We start from the raw sequence: 12,633 nt of genomic DNA, 5'->3' as shown, positions 1-12,633 counted from the left end.
AGAACGGATTTTAGTGTAATTCGGTCTTGGCACAATTGGAAGTGTGTAAAAGAAGATGAATGGCAGAAATGGGTAAAAAATAAACTATTTCGTTGGCTTTTGATAATTGTATAACAGTAAATAATGAATGAAAACGGTCACTTTAACAATATTTACTCCTGCTTATAATCGTGCACATACCATTGGACGCACGTATGAAAGTTTGTGTAGACAGACGTCAAGGGATTTTTGTTGGTTGATAATTGATGATGGTTCAACAGATAATACCTGTGAATTGGTGGAAGGATGGATAAAAGAAAATAAAATATCTATCCGTTATATTTACCAACAGAATCAAGGTATGCATGGAGCACACAATACTGCATATCGAAATATGAATACTGAATTGAATACATGCATAGATTCGGATGATTATATGCCAAATGACGCAGTGGAAAAGATTGTTGCTTTTTGGAGGAAATATGGTTCGGATGAATATGCTGGGATTATAGGACTAGATAAGGCAGATAAGGGAGGAATTATCGGAACGAGTTTTCCCGTAGATATGAAAACGGTTACTCTTTCAGACTTTTATCAGTTGGGAGGAAAGGGGGATAAAAAGTTGGTATATCGTACGGAAGTGATAAAGAACTACCCGGAATATCCGATTTTTGAGGGGGAAAAGTATGTCGGATTGGCTTACAAATACATGTTAATAGATTTAGACTATAAATTGCTGACAATGAATGAAGCTTTAGTTATAGTGGATTATCAAAACGATGGTTCTAGTGCTAACATGTATAAGCATTACTGGCATAATCCCAAAGGATTTTCTTTTTTTAGAAAAACTGAAATGCGGGTAACACATAGCTTAAAGAGAAAGTTTGTAGTATGTGTGCATTATGTATCTAGTTCTATAATTAGTAAAAATAGAAATTTTATAAAAGAAAGTCCAATACCGTGGATGACTATATTGGCTATTCCATTTGGGTATTTATTATATAGAATAATAAAAAGAAAAGTAAGTTTAGATAAATGAAGATACTTCAGGTTATAACTTCCATGCATATTGGAGGGGCGGAAAAATTGATAATAGAAATTACTCCCTTATTGAAAAAGAAAGGTCACCAAGTAGATGTACTCTTGTTTGATGGGGTAGAAACTGTTTTTAAACAGAATTTGTTGGATAATGGAATATGTGTATATGAATTTGGTAGAGGTAATTCGGTGTATAATCCATTGCATATATTAAGATTGGTTCCTTTTCTGAAGAAATATGATATTGTTCATACGCATAATACTGCACCGCAATTATTTGCAGCGATAGGAAGTGTGTTATGTTCGGTGGTGCTTGTCACCACCGAACATAACACCTCCAATCGCAGGCGCGATTGGAGGTGGTATCGATTAGTAGACCGTTGGATGTATAATCGGTATCGGACAGTTATCTGTATTTCTGATGCGGCGGAAAATAATTTGAAGAAGTATTTAGAATATTATCGCACTAATATAACTACTGTTTATAATGGAGTTAATATCCGTAATTTTATGGATGCAAAGCCAGAATTTGCTTTGAAACAACAATCTGACGGAAAGTTTGTAGTAGTAATGGTGGCTGGATTTCGTTATCAAAAAGATCAAGATACTTTGATCAAATCTTTTCAATATCTGCCCAAAGATACATATGAATTATGGCTGGTGGGAGATGGGGAGCGAAGACAAATTTTGGAACAGTTGGTTGAAGAAAAGAATTTGAAGGATAATGTTCGTTTTTTAGGACTGAGAAACGACATTCCTCAAATTTTAAAAACGGCAGATATAGTTGTTATGTCTTCTCATTTTGAAGGTCTATCTTTATCTAGTATTGAAGGAATGGCTGTCGGAAGACCTTTTATAGCTAGTAATGTAGATGGGCTGAGAGAAATAGTAGATGGTGCTGGAGTTTTATTTTCACATGGAAATGCACAACAGTTGGCAAAAGAAATTAAAGACTTGATGGAAAATAAGAGTTACTATAATCAAATAGCAGGGCGATGTATGGAACGAGCAAAAAAATATGATATACTCAATATGGTGGATGGGTATGAAAGGATTTATAAGAGTCTCATTAAAAATAATATGATGTAAGTAGTAAGCAGTCAAAAAAAGGCTCTTAATTATCTGAATCGGTTCTGGAAAGAGATCTTTGCTTACTTGGAGGACGGTGAATTCCCGATAGACAATAATTTGGCAGAGCGAACCATTCGAAAGCTGACTACCCAGCGTAACAATTCACTTCATTATGGCAGTGATGCCGGTGCTGAGATGGTTGCAACATATCACAGTGTGATAGGAACGGTAAAGCTTCAAGGCAGTTCTATCTGGAACTTCATCGGAACTTTTTTCAAAAATATCTTTAACGGGTGCAGGGATTATGTTAACATGGTTCCTGGCAAAATCATTTTGGCTACCAGCCAATGTTAAATTCAAAACTAATTAATTAACAAAATTCGGTTTAGAGCACAGTAATGTACCCTTTCAAAGGGAATGCCCTAAATTGAGTGCTTACAAGTTATGTCTGTTCGTGATACAACTATTTTGAAAGGTATTGCTATTCTATTTATGCTTTACCTGCATTTATTTAATCAAATAGGCAATGTGGAGTTGTGTGTTACCCATTTATCTGTAGGAAATACTCCTTTAGTCTATTTGTTTACCCGTTGCACTAATCCAGTCGCTTTTTTCTTATTGTTGAGTGGCTACGGACTCTATGCATCATATAAATTAGGGAAACGTGATTCTATGAGAAGAATTGGGAAGTTGTATGTACATTATTGGCTTACTTTGCTCATTTTCGTTCCCTTGGGTTGGTGGATACGTGGAAGCGAGGTGTACCCAGGTAGTTGGAAACAAATTTTAGAGAATGTATCAGGATGGTATACTGGGTATAATGGGGAGATTTGGTTTCTTTTTCCTTATATGTTGTTGGTATTGACTTCTGTTCAATTATTTCGTTGGATGGATAAAGTGAAATTGATTCCATTCTTTTTATTAGCAGGAAGTCTTACTTTTTTACCTATGTATTGGTCTATTTTTGGGGGGATTCTTATTTGTACACACATCAAGGGGTCTATATATTGGTGCTTTATTTCAATCTTCTTTTTCCTTTTTTGTTAGGTGGAATAATGATGAAATATAATATTGTCAACAAATGTAAAATAAAAAAAGAGGTGGCATTGGCTCTCATTGTATTGCTCATGTTGATGCGCATGTGCATTGCGACTAGTTTTTTCCATGTATTTTTTGCAGCTATCTTTATCATATTATTTATGAGGGTAGGTAGAGGTAAATGGTTGGATTGCTTTTTGTATGAAATGGGAAGACGGTCAACGAGTATGTGGTTTGTACATACTTATTTCTGTTATTATTTATTTCATGATTTTATTTATAATTTTAAAAATCCGTTACTCATTTTTACAGTCTTATTGGTTTTTAGTTATATTTCCGCTCTTGTAATTGATTATTTAAATAATAAAATTCAGAAACTTATAAATCTCAAATCTTAGAGATATGGAATGCTTTTAGAATATGTGGGTGTTTTCTGTATTTTGTGGATAATCGATTTGTGTTTTAGAATTAATGCATTGAGGACTTGTTAGCTTGAGTCTTATATCATTTTTATTATTATTTTCTTTTCGCTAAATACATTACTTTGGTAAAAGAACTAATGTTGACTTCAAAACTAATTTTTTAACATAACTCGATTTGAGATGCAGTATAGTGCCATAACCTTTAACTATAGGGAATTCCTTAAATTGAGTGCTTATTGTAAATATAAATATGGTTGTATATCTGTTGATAGCAGTATTGCTGCTTGTCCTTGAAATGGCGTACTTCAAGGTTGCCGATAAGTGTAACATTGTAGATAAACCCAACTTACGTTCGTCACACAGTTCTATAGTGTTGCGTGGCGGTGGTATTATTTTCTTGTTTGGAGCCTGGCTTTATGCCGTCTTTTATGGTTTCACATGTCCGTGGTTCCTGTTGGGGCTCACCATGTTGGGTGGCATCAGCTTTGCCGATGATATTCATTCGGTACCCAATAAATTTCGACTGATTGTACATTTCGCCGCTATGACGCTTATGTTTTATCAGTGGGGTATTTTACTGCCTGAGTATTGGTGGGTGGTTATCATTGCACTTATAGTATGCACCGGCATTATCAATGCATATAACTTCATGGACGGTATAAATGGTATCACCGGTGGTTATTCATTGGTGGTATTGATTCCCTTGTTACTCTTGAATATGCAGGACGAATACACCGATAATAATTTCATTATTGTGACTTTGTTGAGTGTATTGGTGTTCTGCCTGTTCAACTTCCGTACCAGGGCAAAATGCTTTGCCGGTGATGTGGGTAGTGTCTCCATCGCATTTATTCTGCTCTATTTCCTGGGCTCTTATATTTTACGGAGCGGAAACTATTGGGCTATAGTGCTGTTGATGGTATATGGTGTGGACAGTGTGCTTACTATCTGTCACCGCATCATGCTACACGAGAATATTGGTAAATCCCATCGCAAGCATGCTTATCAACTGATGGCTAATGAGCTGCACATTAAGCATGTGACAGTGTCCACCATTTACATGGCTTTGCAGTTGGTAATTTCTTTGGGTGCCATCTATCTGCCGGTAAACAAGTATTTGTATCTCGTAGTGGTATTGGCATTGCTGTGTGTAGCCTATATATTGTTCAAAAAGAAGTATTATCATTTGCACGAAGAGTATCTGTGTGCTAAAGCTGACGAAAGGAATGATGGAAATTAATGACCAATTGCTTGATGAGTTGCTGTCTCAGGCTGAGACTAATGAGAGACGTCGTGTCAATCAGGATTTGCGTAATGGCGATGGAGACACTTCACAACGTATGCTCAATGCCTTGCAACCGGGAACGCATGTTCCCATTCATCGTCACACAACGACTAGTGAAACTGTAATTCTGCTTAGAGGGCATGTCACTGAACTTTTCTATAACGAAAAAGGGGTTGAATGCGGTCGTTATGATTTGAATCCTGCGAAAGGTGTTTATGGTGTTCAGGTACCGGTCGGAATGTGGCACACTCTTGTTGTGCATGAACCTTCTGTTATTATAGAAATGAAAGATGGTGCTTATGCGCCCATTACCATGGATGATATTTGGCAATACGAATAAGCTAATATTGGAGATAAAGTAAATAATCATTTACACATGAAAATATTAATGGATAACGGATATGGAAATAAACTCTCGGTAAATGTTCGTCTGACAGTCGTTTGAAAGAGAATGCATGCATATACTTGTGATATCGCAGATAGAGTGGTAGCTGAATTACAAAATGAAGGTATTGATGCTATACGTATTGTACCGGAAGAAAATGATGTGGCGTTATCTGAGCGTGTGAAGCGTATCAATGCATTCGGCAAAGAATGCTATATTGGTATCAATCTACTGTAATGCGATGGGGGAGTGGTGCTGAGTGGATGTCTGCAAACGGATGGAGCGTATTTGTAGGTAACAATGCTTCAATGAATAGCAGACGGTTTGTCTGGCAACTGGTGCCAGCTGCCTTGAACAGGAAGGTGAAAGTGCGTCGTTCGTCTCCACAGAAGCTGTATTGGAGTGTCAATTTTTATATCTGTCAGAAAACGAATTATCCTGCAGTGCTGGTTGAGAATTTCTTTCAGGACTATAAGGATGATGTTGAATTCCTTTTCTCGGACAAGGGAAGCAGTGTGTCACGAATATATTGCTGGAAGGTATTACGAACTATTTAAAGGAATATCAAAGAAATATGTAGGTCCCTGAACTCATGATATATTCATGAATTCCCTGCATTATATGAGTTGGGAAGAATACAGCGGTATATTCCTGACTTATCCCCTCATATTGGTGTAACACCGATATGTGTTTGTATGTGAAATATATCAACTGTCTGTGAAGATAGTTGATATATTAGTTTTAGGGGGTATATCGTGGAATTCGATATTTTTTCGTAGCTTTGTGGCAACTAATATATGGACTTCTCTTCAATGAAAAACATCATTAGCAAAATCAGGCAAATTTATCCGGTTTCTGACGAAGCGCTTCAGGCATTGCAGGAGAATATGCAGCTTCGTTATTACCCCAAAAACACTTATATCGTTCAATCGGGCATAACAGACCGTTTGGTTTATTTTATAGAAGAAGGTGTTGCCCGTTCCGTGTTTCATCATAACGGGCAGGACACTACTACCTGGTTCAGCCAGGAAGGTGACGTTACTTTCGGTATGGATTCGTTGTACTACAAACAGCCGTCGATAGAGAGTATTGAAACTCTAACGGATTGCCAAATCTATGTTATTCATATTGATAAACTGAATGCCCTTTACGAAACATATATTGATATAGCCAACTGGGGAAGAATTTTGCATCAGGATGTAAACAAGGAATTGAGTCATATGTTTGTGGAAAGGCTTCAGCTTTCGCCCAGGGAGCGATACGAACAGTTTAACCGGCGATATCCCGGACTGATAAATAGGGTAAAGTTGAAGTATGTGGCTGCTTTTCTTGGTATTTCCATTTATACGCTCAGCCGGGTACGTGCAATAAAATAGATATTCTCCAGTCTTTTTTGCTTTTAAGCAAAAGAACTTCGCTTGCCAAGCTGTATCTTTGCCATCTGAAAATATTAATTAAACAATAAAAAAACAGATGTCGAACATTTCTTCCTCAGCTTTTGCAGACACTAAAGCACATTATGATCTTCTTGACGGACTTCGTGGCGTGGCAGCTCTCATGGTTATATGGTATCATATATTTGAAGGCTACGCTTTTGCGGAAGTCAGTAATTCCGCTGGTAGTGGTATGATTGAAACCTTCAATCACGGATATTTGGCCGTCGATTTTTTCTTTATCCTTTCGGGTTTTGTTATCGGTTATGCGTATGACGACCGTTGGGGTAAGAGCATGACAATGAAAAATTTCTTCAAACGCCGTTTGATACGTCTTCATCCTATGGTAATCATGGGTGCTGTTCTGGGTGCTGTCACATTCTATCTTCAGGGGTGTGTGCAATGGGATGGAACGCACGTTGCCATATCCATGGTGATGCTGTCACTTCTCTGTACGATATTCTTTATTCCTGCGATGCCGGGTGTGGGTTATGAAGTTCGCGGAAATGGTGAAATGTTCCCGTTGAACGGGCCTTGCTGGTCATTGTTCTTTGAATATATAGGTAATATCCTTTATGCCTTGTTTATTCGTCGCTTGTCAAACAAGGCATTGACGATACTTGTAGTTTTGTTGGGAATTGCGTTGGCATCATTTGCAGTATTCAATGTTTCCGGTTATGGGAATATTGGGGTAGGTTGGACATTGGATGGTGTCAACTTTTTAGGCGGATCATTGAGGATGCTTTTCCCTTTCTCTTTGGGTATGCTTCTGTCGCGTAACTTCAAGCCCGTTAAAATAAGAGGTGCATTTTGGATATGTACAATTATATTGCTCGCTTTATTTTCAGTGCCTTATCTGGAAGGTACAGAGCAGTTTTGTACAAATGGTGCTTATGAAGCATTTTGTGTGATCGTAGCTTTCCCCATTCTTGTCTGGCTGGGAGCATCGGGAACCACTACGGATAAGAAGTCAACTGTGATATGTAAGTTCCTGGGCGATATATCATATCCGGTTTATGTGATACATTATCCAATTATGTATTTGTTCTATGCATGGTTGATTAAGAATCAGCTCTACACTTTGGGAGAAACTTGGGAAGTAGCTTTATTCGTTTACGTATTGAGTGTTGTATTGGCTTATCTGTGCCTGAAACTGTACGATGAACCCATACGAAAATATCTGGCTAAACGCTTTCTGCATAAGAAACAATAATTTATAACCCGGCTTTTGACAAGACAAAGTAAAGGGAACGGTTAAAGAATATGAAAAATGAGCAAACTCATAGTATTCCTAAATCTTTCCGGAATCTGTATCGTTATTTGCAGTATAAAAACTAAGTATAGTATTAATGCTAAAAAGAATAACGATTATGAAGAAAATTCTATCTTTACTTGTGTTGGCTATTGTAGCCGTACAGTTTTCATTCGCAACTGATGTGATAACGAAAGACATGAATCAATTGCCGCTTCCTGCACGCAATTTTATCAATCGTCATTTCACGAAGCCTGAAGTTGCTCAGATTAAGATTGATAAAGATTTGATGGAGTCTACCAAATACGAAGTATTACTGGTGGATGGTACGGAGATTGATTTTGATAGCAAAGGAAACTGGGAAGAAGTAAGTGCTAAGAAAGGAGAGTCTGTTCCCGCAAGTATAATTCCGGGATTTGCTGTCGATTATCTGAAAGCGCACAATTTTGTAAGTGAGGGCGTGACGAAAGTCGAACGTGACCGTAAAGGATATGAAGTGGAATTATCTACGGGAGTTTCTTTCAAATTTGATAAAAAAGGAAAGTTTCTGAAGGCTGACGATTGATTGAACAATAGTAATAGATAAACCTAAACAAGAAGAAAGCTATGTGGAAATTTAAGTTTGGCGCGTGGGCGGTATTGCTGATGATGACCGCCCTTTCTTTCAGCGCATGTAGTGACGATGATGATGATCCTGCCTTGGTGCCGCCCAGTAATATTACTGAGGCTTTGAAGCAACTGTATCCGGCTGCACAGAATATAGAATGGGAAATGAAAGGAGACTATTATGTGGCCGACTGCTGGGTGACCGGTGATGAATTGGATGTTTGGTTTGATGCCAACGCAAATTGGGTGATGACTGAGAATGAACTGGATAGCATCGACCAGTTGGTACCGGCTGTTTATACGGCTTTCCAAAATTCGGATTATAGTGCGTGGGTAGTGACGGATGTCTATGTATTGACGTATCCGCAGAATATGACGGAATCCGTGATTCAAGTGAAACTGGGCAGTCAGCGATATTCGCTTTATTTCTCACAGGAAGGCGGACTACTGTATAAAAAAGATATCAGTAACGGGGATGATACCAATTGGCCGCCTACTGAGAATAATTAAAATTAGGCACGGATTACGCGGATTTCACGGTTTTAGTTAATCAGAACCGTGTTATCCGCGTAATCCGTGCCTGAATAATTCTAAAGGTATTTAAACTCCCCTTTATAATTACATCTGTTGGTAATCTTTAGCCAATCCGCCTTCACTTGTTTCTTTGTAGAGTGACGGCAGGTCGTGTCCGGTCTGTTTCATTACTTGCACTACTTTGTCGAATGAGACGCGGTGCATACCATCCGTAAAGGATGAATAAATGTTGGCGTCCAACGCACGGGCGGCAGCATAAGCGTTGCGTTCGATACAGGGAATTTGTACCAAGCCGCAGACAGGGTCGCAAGTCATACCCAAATGGTGCTCAAGTCCCATTTCGGCAGCGTATTCGATTTGTGCCGGACTACCACCGAATAACTGATTGGCAGCAGCCGAAGCCATGGCGCAGGCAACGCCTACTTCTCCCTGACAGCCTACTTCCGCGCCGGAAATAGAAGCGTTGAATTTGACAATGTTTCCGATTAATCCGGCAGTGGCCAATGCACGTAAAATACGCATATCGCTGAACTCGCGGCTTTTTTGTAAATGATAAAGCACGGCAGGCATCACACCACAAGAACCACAGGTAGGGGCAGTCACAATCTTTCCGCCGGAAGCATTCTCTTCACTTACTGCCAGGGCATATGAAAAGACAAGTCCTCTGGATTGGAGAGATTGCTTATAGCCGGTGGCACGTATATAATAGGTGGAAGCTTTACGTCTCAGGTTTAGTGGGCCGGGCAATACGCCTTCCGCTTCCAGTCCGCGGTGGATGGCATCTTTCATGGTAGTCCATACCTCTGCCAGATAATCCCATATATCTTCATTCTCACATTCCTTCACATATTCCCAATAACTTTTCCCGGTACGCTCGCACCATTGGAGTATTTCGGTCATATTGTTCATGCCGTACACTTCCGGGCTTTCGATAGTCGGGGTATCATTGTTTTCTGCCAATGCACCGCCGCCTATACTGTAGACTGTCCAGTTTTCGGTAACTTTATTATTGGCATCAAGGGCGGCAAATGTCATCCCATTCGGATGGAAAGGCAGGAATACTTTGGGTTGCCATACGATTTCCACCGGAGCAACGGGTTGCAGAGTATCTATGATAGCTACATCCGTCATGTGCCCTTTGCCCGTAGCGGCCAAACTGCCATAAAGAGTAACTTTGAAAGAAGCGGCATCCGGATGGCGTTCCAGAAACATTTCAGCAGCTTTACGTGGTCCCATTGTGTGGCTACTGGAAGGACCTGTGCCTATCCTATATAGCTCTTTGATTGATTTCATGACTGAAGGTGTGTTTTTATTAATACCAATTTTTCTTTTTGAAGAACAAATATACGATAATACCGATAATCCCCATCACAAACCAGGCAAATAAATAACCATAGCGCCAATCCAGTTCGGGCATCCATTTATAGTTCATCCCCCATACTCCGGCTAAAAAGGTCAGAGGAATGAAAATGGTGGACACGATGGTCAGCCGTTTCATGATGTTGTTCATCCGTAAGTCATTGTTGGAGATATAAAGGTCTACCAATGAAGAAAGCGTTTCCCGGCAGATTTCAATGGTTTGCAGGACGAACTGCAAATGGTCGTTCACATCGTTGAAGAAAGCGCGGTTCACCTTATGAATGAGCAGGTTTTCTGCACGTAACAGTTTTATATATTGCTCTTTCAATGGAAGAATAGATTTCTTCATCAGCATATATTGGCGTCGGAGTGCCTGAATCTGGACACCAATGTCGTTTCCTTCGGTGATAGTGAGCAGTTCCTCTTCCAGGTCTTCGAGCGCATCATCAATAGAGGAGATAGTCGAGATATAGTTTGCCATTACACTGTTCAGTAATACGCTAAGCAGGTAATCCGTCTGGCGGCTACGTATTTTCAGGACATCGTTGCGCAGAGCAGAATTGACGTCATCGAAGAAATCGGTTTCCTTTTCAAGGAAGGTAAGCACATAATTGCTTCCGAGGATAATACATACCTGTTGTTGGAGCAATTCGTCCAGTTCGTCTTCCTCTTTATGCGTATTGGGGTAGAATAATTTTAGAATCAGGACAATATACTTGTCATGTTCTTCGATTTTGGTAGGGTGGTCAGAGTTCAGAATGTCTTGTAATACAAGGAAATCTATTTCAAAATGACTGCAAATTTCGCGGATGGTTTCCGTATCTTTCAATCCGTGCACTTGCAACCAATTGATTCTTGCATTGTCCAATGTATCTTTGACGGATTGGAATGTATTGCCGGAATTTTCCTGCATCTCGGTAGTATTGTACGTACAAAGATGGATGTGGGTAGGAGTCTGGCTGTCTCCGGTGTAAATAAGCTTTTCGCTTAACAGGTTATTTTTCATGCTTTATTCTCGTTTTAGAAAACCACCGCGGCAAAGGTAGTGGTTTTCTAAATGAGAACAAGTTCTTTAGACGTTTTGTTTACAGGTTAGTCAAAATCGACTACCGTGATTCCGGCACCACCGAACTGTACATGTTCGTCGGCATAATGGCTGACTCCGGGCACGGTGGACAGATATTGGCGGATAAGGGTACGGAGTATTCCGGTTCCTGTGCCGTGAAGGATACGTACACGGTTCATGCCGACTAATATAGCGTCATCAACAAAATAAGTGACAGCTTGCAGTGCTTCATCCCCACGCATTCCCCGAACATCGATGTCCTGTTTGAAACTAAGTTTCTTCTCATACATCTGGTCATGCGTCTGGCTGCTGACAAAGGTGCTTTTGGCAATACCTTCCGTTTTTTGAACAGCATTGCTGCGTTCGAGACGGTCTAATTTTACGGTCGTCTTAATGCTTCCGAAAGCGACAGTCGCGTTTTTGCCGTTGATTTCCATCACCTGTCCGACACTGGTCTGCCCCTTGATTTTTACATTATCACCGACTGCAATAGGAGTGACTTTGGGAGTGCTTGAAGGAGTGGCGGCAGCGACTTTCGGTTCGTTTCTCTTGTTCTTCTTCCGTTCCTGCTTCTCTTTCAGTTTTTCCATTTTGCGTGCCATCTTCTCTTCCTGCTCTTTGGAAGCCAACGTATCCAGGGAAGCGCGGAAGTCGGTCAGTTCCTGACGTGCCAGGCGCGTCTTTTCCTTTTCGGCCTGTGCTTCCTTGATGGTACGAATCGTATTTTCAATGCGGGCATTCGATTCCTGCAACATTCGTTCCGCTTCTTCTTTTGCCTGCTTGATAATCTCTTTCCGTGATTTCTGCAACTCTTCTATTTCCGTCTGATAGCGGGTGATAGTCTCTTCCATATGCTTTTCCCGTTGGCGGATGGTTTGGCGTTTGCCTTCCCAGTAGCGCTTGTCGCGCACAATGTCCTGAAGATATTTGTCGGCGTTGATATATTCACTTCCTACAATTTCAGAAGCATCGGCAATGACATCTTCCGGCAGACCGATTTTACGGGCAATTTCTACGGCGAATGAACTTCCCGGATTTCCGATTTGCAGTTGGAAAAGCGCTTGCATCAGATGGCGGTCATAAAGCATAGCTCCATTCACTACTCCTTCATGGTCTTCGGCAAAATGCTTCAGATTCTGATAGTGAGTGGTGATGACTCCGAATG

At 40.1% G+C, this 12,633-nt stretch carries 14 protein-coding genes and 1 pseudogene; 12 read left to right on the top strand and 3 right to left on the bottom strand.

Annotation, left to right across the window (positions count from 1 at the left end):
* Positions 1–127: 127 nt before the first annotated feature.
* From AB5443_RS02790 to AB5443_RS02735, 12 genes and pseudogenes are all read left to right on the top strand, one after another.
* Positions 128–1,018, top strand: a complete 891-nt coding sequence (locus AB5443_RS02790) for a glycosyltransferase family 2 protein (RefSeq protein WP_368113185.1) — start codon at positions 128–130, stop codon at positions 1,016–1,018.
* Positions 1,015–2,106, top strand: a complete 1,092-nt coding sequence (locus AB5443_RS02785) for a glycosyltransferase (RefSeq protein WP_368119586.1) — start codon at positions 1,015–1,017, stop codon at positions 2,104–2,106. The genes AB5443_RS02790 and AB5443_RS02785 overlap by 4 nt, the downstream gene beginning before the upstream one ends.
* 15 nt (positions 2,107–2,121) lie before the next feature.
* A pseudogene (locus tag AB5443_RS02780) lies at positions 2,122–2,442 on the top strand (transposase); the annotation flags it as partial.
* A 90-nt stretch (positions 2,443–2,532) separates the two neighbouring features.
* The gene (locus AB5443_RS02775) at positions 2,533–3,135 is read left to right on the top strand and encodes an acyltransferase family protein (RefSeq protein ID WP_368113183.1); all 603 of its coding nucleotides are present in this window, start codon (positions 2,533–2,535) and stop codon (positions 3,133–3,135) included.
* A gap of 663 nt (positions 3,136–3,798) precedes the next feature.
* The gene (locus AB5443_RS02770) at positions 3,799–4,788 is read left to right on the top strand and encodes a glycosyltransferase family 4 protein (protein WP_368113182.1); all 990 of its coding nucleotides are present in this window, start codon (positions 3,799–3,801) and stop codon (positions 4,786–4,788) included.
* Entirely contained in the window at positions 4,778–5,173 is a 396-nt protein-coding gene (locus AB5443_RS02765) for a WbuC family cupin fold metalloprotein (RefSeq protein WP_368113276.1), read from the top strand. The genes AB5443_RS02770 and AB5443_RS02765 overlap by 11 nt, the downstream gene beginning before the upstream one ends.
* 111 nt (positions 5,174–5,284) lie before the next feature.
* A complete protein-coding gene (locus AB5443_RS02760; RefSeq protein WP_368113181.1) occupies positions 5,285–5,455 on the top strand; it encodes a hypothetical protein in 171 nt (56 codons plus the stop codon).
* On the top strand, positions 5,428–5,775 hold the full coding sequence (locus AB5443_RS02755; RefSeq protein ID WP_368113180.1) for an N-acetylmuramoyl-L-alanine amidase: 348 nt from the start codon (positions 5,428–5,430) through the stop codon (positions 5,773–5,775). The genes AB5443_RS02760 and AB5443_RS02755 overlap by 28 nt, the downstream gene beginning before the upstream one ends.
* Before the next feature lie 255 nt (positions 5,776–6,030).
* Entirely contained in the window at positions 6,031–6,594 is a 564-nt protein-coding gene (locus AB5443_RS02750) for a Crp/Fnr family transcriptional regulator (protein WP_044656370.1), read from the top strand.
* Positions 6,595–6,691: 97 nt separating this feature from the next.
* A complete protein-coding gene (locus tag AB5443_RS02745) occupies positions 6,692–7,864 on the top strand; it encodes an acyltransferase (protein ID WP_277135427.1) in 1,173 nt (390 codons plus the stop codon).
* Between the two features lie 157 nt (positions 7,865–8,021).
* Positions 8,022–8,468, top strand: a complete 447-nt coding sequence (locus AB5443_RS02740) for a PepSY-like domain-containing protein (RefSeq protein ID WP_195407911.1) — start codon at positions 8,022–8,024, stop codon at positions 8,466–8,468.
* A gap of 41 nt (positions 8,469–8,509) precedes the next feature.
* Complete coding sequence (locus AB5443_RS02735) at positions 8,510–9,019, top strand: PepSY-like domain-containing protein (RefSeq protein WP_277135429.1); 510 nt, start codon at positions 8,510–8,512, stop codon at positions 9,017–9,019.
* Between the two features lie 108 nt (positions 9,020–9,127).
* On the opposite strand, the gene AB5443_RS02730 is transcribed toward AB5443_RS02735, so the two are convergent.
* The 3 genes from AB5443_RS02730 to AB5443_RS02720 form a co-directional block, all read right to left on the bottom strand.
* The gene (locus AB5443_RS02730) at positions 9,128–10,336 is read right to left on the bottom strand and encodes an L-serine ammonia-lyase (protein WP_022139571.1); all 1,209 of its coding nucleotides are present in this window, start codon (positions 10,334–10,336) and stop codon (positions 9,128–9,130) included.
* 19 nt (positions 10,337–10,355) lie between these two features.
* Positions 10,356–11,408 (bottom strand): magnesium/cobalt transporter CorA, encoded by a 1,053-nt coding sequence (gene corA / locus AB5443_RS02725; protein WP_195407910.1) that lies wholly within the window; start codon positions 11,406–11,408, stop codon positions 10,356–10,358.
* 86 nt (positions 11,409–11,494) lie between these two features.
* A partial coding sequence (locus AB5443_RS02720; protein WP_368119585.1) for a Smr/MutS family protein occupies positions 11,495–12,633 on the bottom strand: 1,139 nt, incomplete at its 5' end.

Origin of the sequence: Bacteroides sp. RTP21281st1_H5_RTP21281_210402 (genome assembly GCF_040918965.1) — a bacterium.
GTDB lineage: Bacteria > Bacteroidota > Bacteroidia > Bacteroidales > Bacteroidaceae > Bacteroides > Bacteroides congonensis.
The sequence above is the reverse complement of the archived record's forward strand: the minus strand, read 5'-3'. Positions and strand labels throughout refer to the sequence as shown.